General features: G+C 53.2%; 17 protein-coding genes. 2 read left to right on the top strand and 15 right to left on the bottom strand.

The window, feature by feature from the left end:
* Window positions 1–6: 6 nt before the first annotated feature.
* The 4 genes from HALO_RS22915 to HALO_RS22930 all read right to left on the bottom strand — a co-directional run bounded on the left by HALO_RS22915 (window position 7) and on the right by HALO_RS22930 (window position 4548).
* Window positions 7–996: an ABC transporter permease gene (locus HALO_RS22915; protein WP_050714091.1), complete on the bottom strand. Its 990-nt coding sequence runs from the start codon at window positions 994–996 to the stop codon at window positions 7–9.
* Complete coding sequence (locus tag HALO_RS22920) at window positions 993–1991, bottom strand: ABC transporter permease (RefSeq protein WP_035582319.1); 999 nt, start codon at window positions 1989–1991, stop codon at window positions 993–995. The genes HALO_RS22915 and HALO_RS22920 overlap by 4 nt, the downstream gene beginning before the upstream one ends.
* Window positions 1984–3471: a sugar ABC transporter ATP-binding protein gene (locus tag HALO_RS22925; RefSeq protein ID WP_197671954.1), complete on the bottom strand. Its 1488-nt coding sequence runs from the start codon at window positions 3469–3471 to the stop codon at window positions 1984–1986. Before HALO_RS22925 ends, HALO_RS22920 begins: the two co-directional genes overlap by 8 nt.
* A gap of 93 nt (window positions 3472–3564) precedes the next feature.
* Complete coding sequence (locus HALO_RS22930; protein WP_050714093.1) at window positions 3565–4548, bottom strand: substrate-binding domain-containing protein; 984 nt, start codon at window positions 4546–4548, stop codon at window positions 3565–3567.
* 315 nt (window positions 4549–4863) lie between these two features.
* Here HALO_RS22930 and HALO_RS22935 point away from each other — a divergent pair, with 315 nt between their 5' ends.
* On the top strand, window positions 4864–5880 hold the full coding sequence (locus tag HALO_RS22935; protein WP_050714094.1) for a substrate-binding domain-containing protein: 1017 nt from the start codon (window positions 4864–4866) through the stop codon (window positions 5878–5880).
* A 116-nt stretch (window positions 5881–5996) separates the two neighbouring features.
* Complete coding sequence (locus HALO_RS22940) at window positions 5997–6860, top strand: YicC/YloC family endoribonuclease (protein ID WP_035582311.1); 864 nt, start codon at window positions 5997–5999, stop codon at window positions 6858–6860.
* A 25-nt stretch (window positions 6861–6885) separates the two neighbouring features.
* Here the strand turns inward: HALO_RS22940 and HALO_RS22945 are convergent, their stop codons facing one another.
* The 11 genes from HALO_RS22945 to HALO_RS23385 all read right to left on the bottom strand — a co-directional run bounded on the left by HALO_RS22945 (window position 6886) and on the right by HALO_RS23385 (window position 17804).
* The gene (locus HALO_RS22945) at window positions 6886–8184 is read right to left on the bottom strand and encodes a type II toxin-antitoxin system HipA family toxin (protein ID WP_035582309.1); all 1299 of its coding nucleotides are present in this window, start codon (window positions 8182–8184) and stop codon (window positions 6886–6888) included.
* 18 nt (window positions 8185–8202) lie between these two features.
* Window positions 8203–8514, bottom strand: a complete 312-nt coding sequence (locus HALO_RS22950) for a helix-turn-helix transcriptional regulator (RefSeq protein WP_035582308.1) — start codon at window positions 8512–8514, stop codon at window positions 8203–8205.
* 140 nt (window positions 8515–8654) lie between these two features.
* The gene (locus tag HALO_RS22955; RefSeq protein WP_035582305.1) at window positions 8655–9797 is read right to left on the bottom strand and encodes an ImmA/IrrE family metallo-endopeptidase; all 1143 of its coding nucleotides are present in this window, start codon (window positions 9795–9797) and stop codon (window positions 8655–8657) included.
* Between the two features lie 83 nt (window positions 9798–9880).
* The gene (locus HALO_RS22960; protein WP_035582302.1) at window positions 9881–10369 is read right to left on the bottom strand and encodes a hypothetical protein; all 489 of its coding nucleotides are present in this window, start codon (window positions 10367–10369) and stop codon (window positions 9881–9883) included.
* A complete protein-coding gene (locus HALO_RS22965; RefSeq protein WP_035582299.1) occupies window positions 10362–10895 on the bottom strand; it encodes a type II toxin-antitoxin system MqsA family antitoxin in 534 nt (177 codons plus the stop codon). Before HALO_RS22965 ends, HALO_RS22960 begins: the two co-directional genes overlap by 8 nt.
* A gap of 14 nt (window positions 10896–10909) precedes the next feature.
* On the bottom strand, window positions 10910–11353 hold the full coding sequence (locus HALO_RS22970) for a hypothetical protein (RefSeq protein ID WP_197671955.1): 444 nt from the start codon (window positions 11351–11353) through the stop codon (window positions 10910–10912).
* A gap of 88 nt (window positions 11354–11441) precedes the next feature.
* The gene (locus HALO_RS22975) at window positions 11442–12782 is read right to left on the bottom strand and encodes a restriction endonuclease subunit S (protein WP_050714095.1); all 1341 of its coding nucleotides are present in this window, start codon (window positions 12780–12782) and stop codon (window positions 11442–11444) included.
* Window positions 12783–14360: a class I SAM-dependent DNA methyltransferase gene (locus HALO_RS22980; protein WP_050714096.1), complete on the bottom strand. Its 1578-nt coding sequence runs from the start codon at window positions 14358–14360 to the stop codon at window positions 12783–12785.
* A 35-nt stretch (window positions 14361–14395) separates the two neighbouring features.
* Window positions 14396–16744 carry a type I restriction-modification system endonuclease gene (gene hsdR, locus HALO_RS22985; protein WP_197671956.1) on the bottom strand — a complete coding sequence of 783 codons (2349 nt, stop codon included), beginning with the start codon at window positions 16742–16744 and terminating at the stop codon, window positions 14396–14398.
* Complete coding sequence (locus HALO_RS23380) at window positions 16705–17451, bottom strand: type I restriction endonuclease (protein ID WP_197671957.1); 747 nt, start codon at window positions 17449–17451, stop codon at window positions 16705–16707. Before HALO_RS23380 ends, hsdR begins: the two co-directional genes overlap by 40 nt.
* Entirely contained in the window at window positions 17391–17804 is a 414-nt protein-coding gene (locus HALO_RS23385; protein ID WP_197671958.1) for a DUF4145 domain-containing protein, read from the bottom strand. The genes HALO_RS23380 and HALO_RS23385 overlap by 61 nt, the downstream gene beginning before the upstream one ends.
* Window positions 17805–17873: the final 69 nt, after the last annotated feature.

Raw genomic sequence — 17873 nt, forward strand, 5'->3', positions numbered from 1 at the left:
CCTTACTCAAGACTGTTTAATAAATGGCATACGCACTGCCATTACAATAATTAGAAAAGCTCCCCACACCGCTGTGGACAAATGCTGGCTGGCGCCCATCAGGTTCATACCCGAGGCGATTACCTGCAGGCTCATCAAACCCAGCACCAGGGGGAGTACGCGGCCAAAGCCGCCAAATGGGTTCGCCCCGGCCAGAAAACAGGCCAGCACGGTAATCAGTAGGTAGCTCTCGCCGTGGCCTACGCGTACGGAGTTAAAGCGGGCGAGCATCACCATACCTGCGAGGCCGGMGAGCAGACCGGAAATCGTGTAGACGGTGATCAGCACGCGCTTGACGTTAATACCCGAGTACTCGGTAGCGCGGGGATTGGAGCCGAGCATATAGATCGAGAACCCGGTGCGGGTAAAGTGCATCACGTACATCAGCCCAGCGGCGGCGGCGAGAAAGATCAGCATGGGAATTGGCACGCCCAGAAAGCTTCCGCTACCGATGGTTTGAAATACCTCAGGCATACCTGAAATACCGCCGCCGCGAGTTAAAAACTCGCCCACACCCTGGAGAAAAATCATCGCACCTAGCGACACCAGAATGGGATGCGCACCCACATAGGCGACGATAACGCCGATTAAAAAGCCGGCGGCAGCGCCCACGACGAGCCCGACCATAATCGCCATGGGAACACTGAGTATGCCCAACCCCGCCAGCAGCCCCTGTACCAGCCAGGCGGTGGTGAGCCCGGCAATATTGGCGGTAAAAGTAACCGAGAGGTTGAGCCCGCCGGAAATAATCGGTACCAGCATTGCCAGCGACAGTAGCCCAAGCTCTGGCAACTGCATCGACATGGAACTGAAATTAGTCGCGGAGAGAAACCCCGGGGCCAGAAGCGAGAAAAACACGATGCTGATGATCAAAAGGGCCGTCATGGCCATCACTTCGATGGTATCGCCACCCAGGCGTATGCCAGCACTGGATGGCGTGTTCAGCGGCTTATTCATACGTTTTGCGCCCTGGTTGAACGGGGCAACAGGTTGCCCAGATTACTGGTCGTGATCGCGATCAAAATAATCAACCCGACAATCATGCGGAAAGCGTAGGGCGTTACGCCCAGCAGGTTAAGGCCGTTTTGCACCACGGCGAGCAGCAGCACGCCAAGCACCGCACCGAGCACCGAACCGCGCCCACCACCTAACGTTGCCCCTCCGAGCACTACCGCGGCTAAAATCGGCAGTTCCTGGCCGATCAAGGCGTTGGGCACCACCTCTTGCACAATATGCGCCTGCATAAGGCCTGCCACGCCTGCGCATAGCCCCAGCCAGCCGTAAGCGAAGGCGTGAATTTTCCACACACTCACGCCCGAACGGCGGGCGGCCTCGGGGCTTGAGCCAAAGCCATACACAGCACGCCCGAAGCCAGTGCGAGCCAGAATGAACCAAGTGAGTAAGACCATTACTGCCATGACGGCGGCGGGGAAGTAGAGCGTGGCCGAACCGCGCTCGGCGGGTAGGTCGAGCAGAGGAATTGAGTAGTAGAGCCAGTCGGGAATAGCGTAGATCGATACCCCGCCAGTGAAGTACATCAATAGCCCGAAAAATAGGTTAAAGGTGCCAATGGTGACGATAATCGAGACAATACGAAAACGGTGGATGAGCAGCGCATTAAACAACCCCAGTAGAGTGCCCACCAGCATTGAGAGTAGGATGCCTAGCGGCCAGCTGCCGCCGCCCAGGGTGTCAATGAGCAGCGTCATCACCACGTACTGCACCACCGAAGCCGCCACCGCGAAGGAGATATCGATGCCCCCCGCGATGAGAACGACCACCAACCCCACGGCAAAAATGATATTGACCGACTGATTGTTAAGTAGGTCAAACAGGTTCTGAACAGTTAAAAAACTGTCGGTGATCAGTGCCAGCACCGCCGAGAGCGCTAAAATGATGCCCAGCAGCACCCCTTCAGTGCTGATACGTTGGCGTGATAACAGGTTACGCATTGATGATCGCCTCCAGCGCTTCTTCCGTGGTTTCAGAGGGGATCACCTCGGTAGCGATGCGCCCCTCGCGCAGTACCAGCGCGCGGTCAGTATTCATCCAGATTTCCCCCGCTTCGTCGGAGATCAAAATAATCGCCACGCCCTGGTCGGCAAGACCGCGGATGATCTCGAAGATCCCCGCTTTAGCTCCCACATCGACGCCAATCGTTGGGCAATCGAGAATCAGCACATCGGGCTCGGTCGCCAGCCACTTGGCAAGCGCAATGCGCTGTTGGTTGCCGCCAGAGAGCGACGAGACTGCCAGTTCAGCATCACTTACCTTGGTTTTAAGCCGCTCTATCCAGCGCGCGGTGAGCGCCTTAATGCGTTGGGGAGAGAGAAAAAAGCGCGGTTGCTCAAGCATCGGCAGCACTGTCACAGCGGTATTCATATTGATCGACTGGTTTTGCACCAGGCCAAGATGGAGCCGGTCTTCCGAGAGGTAAGCGATCTTATGGCGCACGGCGTCGCGGTTGGAGCGCAGCTTGAGCAGTTGACCATCCTTGTGAATCTCGCCCGATGTGGGCTTTGTCATGCCAAAAATGGTGTGGGCGATTTCGGTGCGTCCCGCGCCCAGCAAGCCGGTTAAGCCGAGAATTTCCCCGCGGTGCAGGGTAAAAGAGACATCTGCAAACTCGCCTTCACGAGTCAGTTGCTTAAGCTCCAGTACTGTTGCGCCTGTATGCGTTTCAGCCCGGGGGGTGAGCTTCAGTTCAAGACCGGTCATCAGCGTGGAGAGCCGCGCCTGGGTCATTCCCTCGGTGGGATAAGTGCCCACCAGTTGGCCGTTACGCAGTACGGTTACCCGCTGGCACACTTCCAGCACTTCCGCCAAGCGGTGGCTGACCAGCACAATAGAAATGCCCTTTTCTGCTAGCGAGCGGGTAATCGCCAACAACGCCTGCACCTCTTTGTAGGTGAGCGAGGCGGTGGGCTCATCCATAAAAATAATGCTGGCCCCTGCGCGCAGCACGCGGCAAATGGCGACCAACTGGCGGCGGGCAATCGAAAGGTCTTCAACACGGGCCGTGGGATCCAGTTTCAAACCAAACTGCTGAATAATCTCACGTGATTGCTGCAGCGCCTTTTTATACGAAATGGGCTGCCACGGCTTAGAAACGTAGTCATCAAAGACGATATTTTCCGCGACAGTGAGGKGTGGAAAGAGCGCCAGATCCTGCCAGATGACGTGGATGCCTCGGCCGCGCGCCTCCAGCGGGCTAATGGCAGAGAGGGTTTCATCMCCAAAGGTGAACTCAACACCCGGCTCGGGCTTGTAAACGCCGTTGATAATTTTAATGAGGGTACTTTTGCCGCAGCCATTTTCGCCCGCCAGGCACATAACCTCACCGCGGCGAAGTTCGAATTCGACATCATCCAGCACCCTGCTTTGCCCGAATACCTTGCTAACATGACGCGCTCGAATCGCGATCTCGCTCATCGGCGGCTCCTCTCTAGACATGACGGCTCTCTTAACATAACTGCCGCGCTCATTGAGCGCGGCAGCGTTTACACCAAATGAATAAGCGTGGTTTTACAGGCCGAGCTCTGCCAGCTCATCCACGGTCTCTTTATTGAGCTCCAGTGGCTGGGAGGCAAAGATTGTGTGGCCGTCCAGGGTGATTTCGCCGAGCACCGGAAGCTCAGCCCCATCGGTAATCTCTTCGCCGTTATAGAGCATCTCACCGAGGGCGACGAACGCTTTACCTGCTTCCAGCGGGCTCCATTGGAAACCACCCGTAATGACTCCTTCATGCACCAAACGACGCCCCTGACCCGGTGAGAAAAGCCCCATTACGGCGACGTCGCCCTCTAAGCCACGCTCTTTAACCGCACGAGCGGCACCGATGGTGCCTTGGCTGCCAAACGACATAATACCGGCCAGGTCATCATGAGCGCGCAGCAGATCAAGGGKGGTATTACGGCTATCGTCGACACTCTCGGCCACACCAAAACGTTCCGCCGCTTGGGTCAAGCCTGCGCAGTTTTCATCCAGCCAGTTCACCGCCGCATCCGCCCAGGCGTTGTGTGCAGGCACACTCAGTCCGCCCACATAGACGGCGTAGGAGCCTTCACAGCCTGTGGTCTCAGCAAGCAGTTTGGCGTGCTCTTCGCCGAGCTGCTGCGCCGAAATCATTTCAAAGTCGTAATCGATATTCACTGACTCAGGGCTTTCGTGGGTCAGCACAATAATGCCCTGCTCACGCGCGCGCTCAAGCACCGGCTCCAGTACTTCACGGTCGTTGGGCACCACGCCGATGACATCAACACCGCGGCTGATCAGATCTTCAATCGCGCGTACCTGCAGGGCCGGGTCTGCGCTGGTGGGGCCCACCATATAGGCCTCGACACCCAGCTCTTCACCCATCTGCTCAATGCCCATCTCCATGGCATTGAACCAGGGGATGCCACCCACCTTCGCGACCACGGCGATAGTAGGAGACTCCTGAGCCATTGCGCCGGTGCTGCCGATAATGCCTGTTAGCGTAGCCGCGGTAAGAAGTGCTTTGTATTTCATTGTGATTTCCTGCTTGCTGTTGGCTAACCCAGTCAGTGGAATAGTGTGCATTGAAGCGCTTTAATAGTGCTGCTGTACGTTGCGCCATGGTCAAATGAAATGACGCAGACGCTTTGGAGCCTCACAATGCATAGGAATTTAATGCACAGAAACTTTACACAGTGCTGGATACGGTGAGTGGTACCTAAGCGATGCATCATCGCTATCGTTATTGTCATTTAACCGAGCGTGCACAATCGGTTGTGCAATATGTAGGATTGATCTATTCCTTCATCACGTCAATGCTACTTTTATCTAATCGCAAGGAGCTGCCCCGTGGTTAGCGACTCTTCATCCAAGCGGCTGACTATTTACGACTTAGCGAGGTTGGCAGAAACGTCGCCTAGTACCGTCAGTGCCGTGCTCAACGGCACTTGGCAGCGCCGTCGCATCAGCAAAAAACTGGCTAGCAAAATTCTTTCCCTCGCCCAAGCGGAAGGCTATTCAGCCAACATGCAGGCCCGTGCGCTGCGCCGGGAGCGTTCGGGGATTATTGGCATGATTCTGCCGCTCTACGACAACCGCTATTTCAGCTCGATTGCCCAACATTTCGAAGCCCAGGCGAGGCGCCGTGGGCTGTTTGCGATTGTCGCTTGTACCAACCGCGACCCGACCCAAGAGCGCGAGGCGGCGCGCATGATGCTCGCCTACCGGGTCGAATGTTTAGTCAGTACCGGGGCCACTGATCCCGACACGATTTCAGCGATGTGCGATGAGAGCGGAGTGGCGAGTATTAACCTGGATTTGCCCGGCGGTAAGGCCCCCTCGATTATTTCCAATAACAGGGAGGGCGCGCAAAAGCTGACCCACGCCATTCTCGATCAGCTAGCCAGCCAAGCGCCAAGTGACAACGCCATCCTGTTTATTGGTGGCCGTGCGGAGGATCACAATACCCGCGAGCGGATTGCCGGATTTACCCAGGCTCGCGCTGAACGCGGGCTTTCCMCCTCGGAGGCAGACATCATTCCCTGCGACTATGCCGCCGATAAGGCCCAGGTCGCGCTAGAGGCGTATATGCGCCACCGCGCTACGCTTCCCAGCGCGATGTTCGTCAACTCAACGATTTCGCTTGAGGGAATCGTGCGCTGGCTACAGCGGGGCGGCTATCAGCTTGACGATATGATTGTTGGCTGCTTTGACTGGGACCCGCTGGCCGCTGCGTTTCACCCTCACCTGATCATGGCACGACAAAACGTGGGCGAGATGATCGACCGCGTCTTCGAGGTGATGGATACGCCATCGCCGGATGCCAGTCTGCTTATTGAGGTGCAGCCAGACATCATGGGTGTTTGATTTCCGTACTTTGGCTCAGTATTCAACGTATCGAATAAATAGACGCGTCAATTCAAACAAGAGTGTTAGCGAATGCTCTACACTTCCAACACGCTAATCTCTCTACAGGTTTTTCCATGACGCACAGCATGACTGCCTTCGCCCGCACCGAGCAGGCCGCCCCCTTTGGCACCCTGCAGGTCGAAATTCGCTCGGTGAATCAGCGTTACTTAGAGCCACATTTTCGCCTACATGAAAGCCTACGGGATTTAGAACCGGTGCTGCGCGAAGCACTGCGTACTCGCCTGGCCCGTGGCAAAGTGGAGTGCAGCGTGCGGTTCGAGAGCGCCGACACCGCTCAAGCGCCGGCGGTGAACGTCCAGCGGTTAAAAGAGATTGCCGACGCCCTAGCCGCCATTCAGCAGCAGGTGCCCAGCGCCGTGCCGCCCACCACGCTCGCGCTTCTCAATCAGCCCGGCGTAATGGAAACCCAGCACCTGGATCAAGACGCCATCAAAGCCGCCGCCAAAGCGCTGTTTGACCAAGCGCTGGATGAGCTGATTGACGCCCGCGCCCGTGAAGGCGACAAGCTGGCCGAAATGATCACCACCCGCCTGGCGGCGGCAAGTGAGCAGGTAGCCACAGTGCGCAGCCTGTTACCGCAGATCCTGGAACGCCAACGCGCCCAACTGCTGGAACGCTTGGAGGTTGCCAAAACTGAACTCGATCCCCAACGCCTGGAGGCCGAACTGGTGCTGGTGGCACAAAAAGCTGATGTGGATGAAGAACTAGACCGCCTGACCGCGCATATAGAAGAAGTGAGCCACCAGCTCGCCCAGAAAGGCCCCAAAGGTCGCCGCCTGGATTTCCTGATGCAGGAACTCAACCGCGAAGCCAACACGCTCTCGTCAAAATCCGTGGTGGCAGAGACGACCCGCTGTGCGGTGGAGTTGAAGGTGTTGATCGAGCAGATGAGGGAGCAAATCCAGAATATTGAGTGATGTTTTCAGCTACTAAAAACCGCTGTTAACCGCCAAGCAGACGAAAATCAGTATGGAGACGCTGCCAATGTTCACGCAGTGCCTGCTTATGAGGTTCATGCATTGGTAGCTCCGCCAGTGCTTGAGGCCACAAGGAGCGGGCTTTATCAAGCGTGTCATCTAGGTGGGGCTTGATTAAACGCCAAGGAATGTCGGCTTTTTTAGCCCACTGCTGATAGCTTTCCATGGAGGTTTGATACCACGCTTTTTGGCCAGCCAAATTAAGCGCAGTAGTACGTTCGTTGTCCATATATACGCTGGTGGTCACAATATCGTAAGCGGGTGATAGCCGTGGCGTGTAGCGATCAGAGTACAAAAGGCTCCAATTTTTTAAGTGAGCATCGCCGTTGGCAAGCAAAATGTTTACCAGCAGGCGTCGGGCAAACTGCTGGGCATCCGCAATGGCATCACCGGAAAACTGGTACAGAATACGGCCGATTTGATCATAGCTAGCCGAGCCATACTTTTCATGGGGATATTTCGCCAAGACTTGAGCAAAATCCTCCATGTGAACGCGCTCGGTACCCTGCAAGCCGCGCTGGCGATCAAAACGCTTGATACCAAACGCCATGGGCTCTTCTGGCAATCGGATAGCAGGCAGATTGTCTAACGTATCGAGTGCGACCAAGCGAGTTTCCGGCATATCGATGCCAGCAAGGGCCGCCAGTTGCATTGCCGAAAATTCGTTTAAGGGAACGTAAGCATGCTGGGTGGAGGGCGTTTTGATGATCCACTCACCCAACTCCTCATTGCCATCACTAACGGCGCTATGGATCAGGTTATAACGGCCATCTTTCTCCTTCATAGAGAACTTCATCTGTACGCCAGCCAACGAGAACTTATTACCGGACGCTAGTACCGGTGGATACTCAATTGTTTCAGGTCGTGCGTGTGGCAACCGAGACAGTACCTTCGCCGGGATGTTGTCTGGTGAGAGTGGGCGTGCGATGAGAGCGCCGGGAAGGTCAAGACCAAGCCATGCTAGAAGAGAGAACTCATGGTCAATATGGGTTTTCAAACTATGCGCGAGCAGTTCACGCAGCGCACCTTCAGGCAGCAGATTAGATAACAGAGGATGCAACCGTTGGTGCCTCGACCAGTCTCTCGCTAAAATCTCTTCAGATTTAGGGAAATTAGGGTGCGTAATCAGACTAAGCGTTGGCCGCTCAGGGTTGTGGCGAAACTCATCATCGAACAGCAGGATATTCTTGCCATGGGAATAACCCGCAAGATGACCCACCACGCTCCCATGCAAAGAGAGCTGCAGAATGCTCAATCGATCCATTTAGCCCCCTTTGTACGGTTAATCATCCTCTAGTAAGCCTTTCCACGGGTCATCAATGACGCTATCGCCGTTATCCTCCATATCAGAGGAAGGTGTGCCCACCGTATGACCTGCGAGCAGGGCCAACACCGCGTCGCGCTTCTCTTGGGGGATCAACATAATCTCGCTGTTCAACCCCTTAGCCACCAGTTCTAACGTGTTAAGGCGCGGGTTGCCACTGGCTTCAAGCCGTTGATACTGCTGGCGCGACATTCCCACCCGCATCTGCATGTCACTTTGTTTGAAGCCTAGCGCAACACGGCGCTTTTTGATCTGATCCAGTAACGGCATGGCGGTGTCATCAAATAAGTTGCTTTTTTAGTTTACAGCAACACATTAGTTGCTATTTTTATTAAAAGCAATTTATAAGACGACAAGCTCTGTGTGTCAGGTAGGGAAGGTCAAAGGGCTGGCCAGAGACGAGAGTAGATTCAGTTTGGACACAGAAATTGAGCAAAGCGCTCTATTTTACTAGGTTTGACCCCGCCTAGCAGGTCGCTCGCTTCGCGTAACATCAACTGACCACTCAGTGCTTCACTGACCACCGCCCTAGAAAATGATTGGCTGATTTGGGATTTCTTAGTCTGGTAGTAGGTTGGCCCGCCACTGCTCTCATTTGCTTTGTGCTGCGCCTGCTGTTCAGCAATATAATGGCCGTATTGCGCTTGAGAAATAAAATTGAGCGTCAACGCACGGCGCGCCAATGCCCAGGTGCTGACGTGAAAGTGGGCTTCCAACGTCGGTAAGTTATCTTGCCAGTGCACTAAATCGTGTTGCCAAAGAGAGCTGAATTCTTGTTCTGGTACTAAAAACTCTGCCGCGACGGCATTACAAAGCACTTCTTGTTGGCGGTGCGTATTAGCGTTTCCATCGGAAATGCCAGACTGCCCAATCCAAATATGACAAAGCTCATGGATCAGAGTAAATAAGCGCGCACCTAGCGCATCGCCATGATTGACGAAAATGATAGGCGCATAGTCATCTACAATGGCAAACCCGCGGAACTCTTCAACTCGCAAAGGGCGTGTGTAGTGGCCCATATCGCCTTGGCGCATCACCAGGATTCCCTGTGCTTCGATTCGCTGGGTTAAATCGCGGTAATAGTCATCCCATTTACCGCGCTTAGGGTGATCCTCAACGCCTAACTGGGAGCGCATGTCGGCGACGATTTCAGCGACAGAGTGATTGGCAGAAAAGCGGCCAACATTTGGATTGGGCTCGGCAAAGTGCTGCTTTAAATAGTCCCGGTACCACTCCTGGCGCTGAAGCATTAGCTTGATCAGATCAAGAAGCTCAGCGCTCGGCCGAGTAACACCTTGGCCTTCCAGCGTTCGAAGATCGGGAATGGGCAACACTTCTTCGGGCGGCTCTGTAAGAAACAGGTACCCAAAAGGGACGTAGGCTTTTTCGGCAAACTGCATCGCTTGGCGGAAGGTGATGGGCTTTTCACCCGCTTCCCATGCCAGCAGTTTTTCTTCATTCACCCCGCACTTATGTGCAAATTCAGGCACCGGGATGCCGGAGCGCTCGCGCGCCCAGGTCAGCATCTGGGTGTTGATATTTGCCTTGGTCATACGGGGGCTTTCCTAGTAACGATTTGCGTAGATCAAGTGAGTCTAGCAGCACCGTGCACAGCACCCAATATGTTATAGGCCGATCAATCGGCTATAGGATCGGGTTGCTTGCTAAACTGAACGGTGGGTAAAACCACTCGCGGTAAGCGCAAGCGTTCGCATTGTGAGCTCAAGAATTCGCGCCAATAGGGCCAAACGTGATAACTGGCGTTTTTAAGCGCGTACTCATCTATTGCTTCTTGCTCTATTGAGTCGGTTACTAGGTACTCTGCAATAAACTCCCCTTCTATAAGCGCTTTAATATCAGGCTCTTCATCCTCTTGTTGTTGTGAAACCCAACGAGCCCCAAGGCGAATATAGATGCGTACCAGTTGGCCGTCGCCATCCACTTGTATCACTTCACTTTTACGCACAATGTGCATTTGCTGCACCGACAGCACTTCTAAACTATCGGCTGACTTGGGATCAAAATCGTCTTCGCACTCAGCTTGCGCGGACTTGAGATAAACGTCGTTGATGACCAAGCTGTCAATCGCTTGTTGCAGCTTTTTGCTGACTTTAGCTTTAGCCATAACAGACCTCGCGCTCGATCTCATGAGACTGGATCACCTTAGTATTTACCTTGCGTGGGAGTGAGCGTAGCCCAACGATAGAGGTCGTTTTCCAAAGGCGAGTTTCTCTGTTTGTTACTCCAGCATCGGCTTTCAGCTTCTCCAGCGCGGCTGGCACCTGATCGGCGACGCGTAACAGCTTATCCATAGCATCAGATTGCATGACATCATCTGATTCGTACTTAGAGAACGCCACAGGGCCACCGCCAAAGATGCGAGCAGCGTCTTGTTGATTTAATTGCCAATGCTTACGTAATGCGAGCACTTCTGCGCCAGTGAGTAGCCCCTGCGCTTGTTTCTTAAAAGCAGTCATTGCGCGCTTATTATCACGTGCTTCTTTTGTTCCTGCCTGCTCGCTACCACAGCCATCACAAGCCAAAAAGTGGCTTTCAATGCGGCTATGTTTGCCCATGTGCTCAACGTCTATCCATTCGCTACGGGCATGAAGCTGCCCAGATTCGCAGATCGGACAAATGTGATTAGCCATGACACTCCTCGGTACTAAGTATGGCAAGAAACCAGCAGCAGTAGCTTGCCTGTTTTACCAATCGCAAATTTTACGTAGTATTCTATGTGCATTTCTTTGTGTGCATGCTCTATCCACTCGATTCGCTGCAAGCGGTAGCTATCGCATGCAGCCCATGGGCCTGTTGGCTTCTGCACACACCATTCAGATTTTAAATACTGACCACCGGTAAGCGCTTGTTTCAGCAATGCGCGGACGTCTGATATTTCATAAGCAAGCTGTTGAACATCTGCTATGCACTTGCGTGTCCATAGCACCGTCTGTTCGTCACCTGCGTCCAGCAGCGCTAGTACGTCAGTTACGGCGTACAGCGGCTCGTCTTCAATGTGAATTCGTTTGCTACCGGCCTCGCTAGGCGGTTGCCCTGAATAGACGCTAACGTTGGTTGTATTGTTTACCATAATGGTAATTTTTTCCAATCAATTTGATGTGCCCACCGCTTAAAAGTTCATGTTTCGCTTTCTTGCCTAACCTTTGTCACTTCTAATTGATAATGGAGTCAGCCGCTTATGCACTACGTTTGCGGCGTTTTGCTGGCGCTTTCACCGCCCGTTCTGCTTTGATCCTTTCCAGCAGCGCCTCTGCGCTGTTCTCGCCGGTGATCAGGTCAGGGTTGTCTTTACGCCACTGCTCGGTGAGTTCGCCTCGGAAAGCTTTGGCGAGAATGGATTGGGTGAGGTTGTTCACCCGCGCCAGCGATTGATTCACCTGATGCTCGATACGGTCGGCGTGGGCAAAGAGTCGATCCACGCGGCGGACGATTTCGATTTGTTCTTTGAGTGGCGGCAAGTATATTTCGTGGTCAATTATATTACTTTTCGTCAAGCCAGGGATTAACCCCTTAGCTTTTAAAACAACATCTGCGGCGGAAGCCTGAATGGCAAAAAGAATGTAGGTGTAGTTCATCTTTTCGTTAGGGACAAACGCATACACATCACGACCGATCGCTGCATAACAGCCCGGAAAAGTAGTTCCCACACCAGCACCTTTTACTGTGACAAATATCGAGCCATCCGGGGCCATACGTTTAGGGTACTCTGTCCACTTATTATGTAATATTTTTCTTCCATCCCATTGTTCAGGACCGGTTACATACGGTTCGCCTTTCCCATCAAAGTTAACCTCTGATCTACTGGGAGATTGTCCTGCAATTATTTTTCCTGCTACAGATAATGGCTTCACATCTCCAATGTTTTGGTGATTAGTGGCTCGCCMCTCTTTCGTCAMCCGCCCACTCATCGCCCCTGCCAGTACGGATTGACGAAAGCGCTTGAGGATCTTGGGAATAGGCTCAAGGCGGGCTTTGGTGTTGTCCACCTGCGCCAGCAGGGTGTCGAGTTTGTCGGCGATGATTTTTTGTTCGGCAAGGGGGGGAAGCGGAACCTTAAACCTAGACAGCTTCTTCTGATTTATGGACGATTGATTTACTGCATGCTGAGCATTTTGTGAGAAGATGCCAGCCTTCCTCGAAAACTTGCAATGATAATTAAAAAAGCGCGCAATCATACACTTTTTATTCACAACTAACCGAAGTAAGTTTATTCCATGATAAAGTTCGCGATTCTTATCGAAAATGGCAGTCTTTCCAAGGTGGGTCGGGCTGTTTATATGGCTAAATAAGATGTCGCCCTTATTAATTTTATATTTTTCAACTTTATTAGTATCGTATATCTCTATGAAACCAACCCGACTAAAGTTGATTGTTTCATGAGCAATAGTTTCAATACGACTAACAGGAATACCTGAGCCATCTTTGTTTTGTTTTCCTCCTATACCATTTGATACGGAGGTCAACACATCACCATATTCGATGACAGCCCATTCATCGGGGATCGATACTTCCATCATTTATTTATCCCCACCCATCATTTCCTTCAACAATACCCGTTGCCCATCGGCCTCTTCCTCAGCTCCTAGTTCACGCATCAGCCCGTCCAGCTCGCCCAGAGCTTGCACCAGCTCGCTCATGGCCTCGCCGGCCAGCACCTCGGGGTCAGGCATGTCAGCAGCATCCACGCTGTCCTTGTCCTTGAGCCAGCTGATATCAAGCGAGTCGCCCTTGGTGTCGCGAATCCACTCGCGGGAGAAGCAGCGCCAGCGGGATTTGGCGAGTCGGTCATCGATCACGCCCTGGTTTTCGTCCGTGGCGTCAGGATCAACGGCGATCTCGTCAGCGTTGAACGACCACTCGCCTTCCTGCCGCGGGCTTTGACCGTTGGGGTCGTCACCAAATACGGTCTCGAATGGTTCAAGGTATTTGTCAGTAAAGGGCGTGCGCTTGCCGAAGCTCGGCATGTTGGTGCGCAGGTCATAGACCCAGACGTTTTGCGTGTTGCCCTTGTCCTGGGTGGGGTCTTCAGGCTTGGAGAAAAACAAAACGTTGGTTTTAACACCCGCGGCATAAAAAATGCCGGTGGGCAGGCGGAGAATGGTGTGCAGGTTGCACTTCTCCATCAGGTCGTGGCGTACCTGGGCACCCTGGCCGGCCTCGAACAGCACGTTGTCCGGCAGCACCACCGCGGCGCGGCCGCCGGGTTTGAGCATCACGTGATACATCAAATGCAGGAAGGCCTGCTGCTTGTTACTGCTGTAAAACAGCAGATCATCCCGGGTCGGGATACCGCCGCCTTGTTTGGTGCCAAAGGGAGGGTTGGCGAGCAACAGCGACGCTCTGGGGAGCTGCTTACCTTCATTACTAAGGGTGTCGCCAAACAGGATGCCAGCGTGATGATCATCGATGGCGATGTCGTGCAGCATCAGGTTCATCAATGCCAGACGGCGGGTATCCGGCACAAATTCCATGCCATAAAAGGTCTTGTGTTGGTAACGATCATAGGCCGCTTCATCCAATGCCTCGACATCGTTATTGGCACCAATATGATGGTGGGCGCTGATCAGAAACCCACCAGTACCGGCCGTCGGGTCCACAATCACGTCGTCCAGGGTCGGCTTCATCAGCTTGACCATGGCATTGATCAGTACACGCGGAGTGAAGTACTGACCTGCGCCGGATTTCTTCTCGCTGGCATTGATTTCCAGTAGCCCTTCATACATATCGCCTAGGCCTTCCTGGCGGGCGCTGTACCAATCGAGCTTGTCGATTTCAGTGATCAGTTTATCCAGCGTCGCTGGCTTGCGGATTACGGTGTGGGCATTGTTATAGATCGCCTGCGTGATCCTTGAGCCGTGGCCGCCAAGATCGACCAGCATTTTCTTGTAGAACTCCAGCCGGCTGGCCGAGTTCTGGTTCTCCAGATCCGTCCAGGTATTATTGGCCGGCAACAGTTCATCCTGCCCGGTCTCTTCCMCCATCTTGAGAAAGACAAGATACGTCAGTTCGGTAATGTATTCGTGATAGGTCACGCCATCGTCACGCAACAGATTACAAAGGTTCCAGAGTTTAGCGACGAGGTTCGGGGTGTTCATGGTTGGTGTCTACTTCATGTGGTTGGCGCTCTGGGTCATGCCCAGAGCGCTTGGTTAAACTGTGTGAGGATATCGGTAACGGGCTGATCAAAGAGCTTGTTAGCGCGTTTGATACCGCCCTGGGCCTTGAACGGCCCCTGATTCAGCGCGGCCTCATCCACAATGATGGTGGCCTTCATCTGCTTGGCGATCAGCTTAAGCCAATCACGCTGGGGGGTCTTCCAAGGCTGGCTCTGGAGAATCGTTTCCAGCGCATTATCAACTCGTTGATCCCAAGGGACCAGAGGCTCGCCTAGCGCTGCTTGCCGAATAAACCCAATGATCTTGGCAGCGATCTCTTCCTGCGTCAGTTCACGCCAAGCGACCTGAAGGTCCTGCTCACGAAACTGATTGCGCTCAAGTTCGACGGCGAGCTCTCTCAGACTTTGACGGGTGAGCTCCCACGGGCGGTTGATCACGGTCTGAAGCGCCGCCAGACGGTTACTGTTGGCGTTGATATAGGCTTTGAAGGCTTTCAGATAATCTTCCGGTTTTTGCCCCTCGCCATAGCCCGTAGTGATACCCGCTATCTTATCACTGCCATCATGAATCACTACATTAGGTCTCCAGCCCCCACCACCATTGGTAACGGTGGTATCAAGCAATTCACCGAGTCCAGGATTGTTAGTAAACCATTCGGCGAGTTGCGAGACAGGCATGTTCTTGAGCTCACGAGCGAACTCACCGGGAGACTTGCCTGCAATGATTTCAAATTTGTCAGCCTGCTCTGGCAGCAGGTAGTTCTTTTTGACCTGAAGCTTTGAAATAAACTGCTTCCTGGCAAGGTCCTGGAGCTCTGGAGCGCTCTCTTGCTTCATGTCGTCTTCAAGACCCTTGAAGGCAAGGTCAACCTTGGTGACCACCGGTTTCATGGTGTTCACGTGTTCCAGCTGCGTGTAGATATCTACGGCGTCATAGATTCGGAATGGCCCCTTGCCGATATCAGGGCATAGCCGAGTGGCGCGCCCCAGCATCTGTTCAAATAGAATTCGACTGTTCACTCGACGTAGAAACACCAGATTACAGATGGCGGGAACATCTATTCCTGTCGTCATCAAATCAACGGTGACGGCAATGTTAGGCAGTCGATCGTTTTTATAGCTGCGAATCTTTTCCAGCGGCTTGTCACTGGCMCCAGTGATCTTTTGTACGGCGTCGTCTTCAACTTCACCATGATAATGCTCAATGGCGGTCTTGAACGCTTCAACTACATCATCGGCGTGCTTGTCTGTTACGCAAAAGACCAGTGTTTTCGCCGGTGAATAGGGATTGATCGAATCGCTTTCGATCAACCATCGGGTGACAACGCTCGTGAACTCAGGAGCAATCACCTTGCGGTTGAAATCGCTAACATCAAAGTTCAATTCATCGGGCGTGTTATAGGTATCGATCGTGTTATTGGCGACGTCGTAAACCGTTACCTGTTCATTTACCTTGTAGGAGATACCCTCTTCAGAGAGCTTTGTACGTATCCGAATGGGTGGAAGATGGTCATTGAGATAGCCGTCCAGCACGGCTTCTGTGTAGCTGTAGGTAAAAACAGGGGCGCCAAAAATCTCGGTCGTGTGCAGGGCGGGCGTAGCGGTCAGTCCGATCTTGAAAGCATCGAAGTAGTCGATGACGCTGCGATACTTTGACTGGTAGTCCTTCTGGTCACGAAACATTTGCTCGGTATCGCTAAGCTCACGATCCAGCAGATAGCCCCGGTGGCATTCATCGACAATGATGCAGTCATACTGGCCAACGCCGGGCCGCGCCGTGCCATCAGTCGGGTAAAGGATTCGCTTGACCAGACCCTGCACGGTGGCAACGTGAACCTTGGTGGCATCATCCGGTGTCGCCTTGGGAGTCTTGTTTGGCGCCATACCGATGACATCAAAGGTTTCTGCAAAGGTATTGAGGTTTTCCAGCCGAACCTCACCGAAATCATCGGTTGCCTGTACGCCCAGTGCAGAGCGATCCACCAGAAACAGGATGCGGCGAAAACGCTCAGCCTTGAGAAATCGATAGACCATGGCGATGGCTGTTTTGGTCTTGCCTGTCCCGGTTGCCATGGCTATCAGGGCCGCGGTTTCTCCTTGCTTGATACGGGTTTCAGTCGCTCGAATGGCCTCGATCTGGTAGTCGCGCAAGGCAAGATGATAATCAAACCCCATGGCCTCCAGCTCATCTTCAGCTTGCTGAGGGGTTTGCCGGAGATAGGTTTTTATTTCCTGTGGCGAATACCAACCGTTTAGCGCTCGACGTCGGTTGGTATCGTCGCGCACGTCCAAAAACCAGATACCACTTTCCTGCTCCAGCTGTTTCAGGTAAGGACGGCCATTGGTTGCGAAGGCCAGCGGCACACGAAACTCTCCATAAAGCTCTTCAACGGTAAACGCACCTTTCTCCTGTAGACCTTGGCATAACGCTTGGCCTGATCGATGCTGCCATAAACGTTTCTGGCGCTCTTTTTGGCCTCTACAACGGCTACAGGCATCAGGCCAATGAACAGGACATAGTCGGCGGGGCCGGAAGCTGTTGGCCATTCAGCAATAGCCCGGTTTTGATTGGGAATTGGCCGTGCGCCAGCGGAATATTTGAGATTGACGCTATCAGCTTCCCAGCCTGCCTCAATGAGTTGCTCGTCGATTAGGACACGTGTTTCCGCTTCGTTGAGCTGCAGTGTGGACTTTTCAACGTTACTGATTTGTACTGCCTGCGCTTCAGGGGCCTGCTGAGTAAATGATTGAAAATATAGAACGTTTGCTTCATTCATTTTGGCCCGATATTTCTCAAGGGTCGCTTCATGCTCGGTTGCCAACTCTTCCCACACCTTGCTTTCGGTCGACATACGCTCAGCACGCTGTCTTTCCGCTTCGGCTTTCAGAGCTTCGGCTTCTTTCAATGCTTCAGTCTTGGTAAGACGGTCTGTCGTTGAATGGTGCTGTTTGTGCAGCTCCAGAATCTTTTCTTCAAGATCACGGACTCTGGAAGAGGGATCTTCGGGCTTTATGAAAGCCTTGGTTTTAAAGCCCAGGGCCTTTGCACCGCAAATTGGAGATGAAACCACATGGCCAGCGCATGTCCCAACTGAAGCGCTTTCAGCGCATCCCGGTGATTAGACGAGGTCAAATCGTGGGCAGCGCAATTACCCAGCTTTCTCAAACTGTGAAAAGCATCTTTTATCTGCTGATCCAGACGGAGAGTATTATCGAGCTCTCGCAGTAAATCGATCTGTTTCACATCACTTCCTGATGCTACCCCCAGACGTGAAGCGATGGTTCTCGCCAATTCTTCACCAAGCTGGCGCATTTTAATCAGCGTGGTGTTGGGATCAGAAACAAAGCAGGCTTCAGCGGTCTGTGCCAAACGCACCAGAAGCTCATCGTGATGTTTCAGGAAATCGAAGTTACTGCTGGCCACGTGTAATTACNTTTTGTCATTAAMCAGTGTGCGCATGTTTCGGCTAGGCTACCTGAAATGACGAAGGGT

It is taken from the genome of Halomonas sp. R57-5 (assembly GCF_900070345.1).
Taxonomy (GTDB): domain Bacteria; phylum Pseudomonadota; class Gammaproteobacteria; order Pseudomonadales; family Halomonadaceae; genus Vreelandella; species Vreelandella ventosae_B.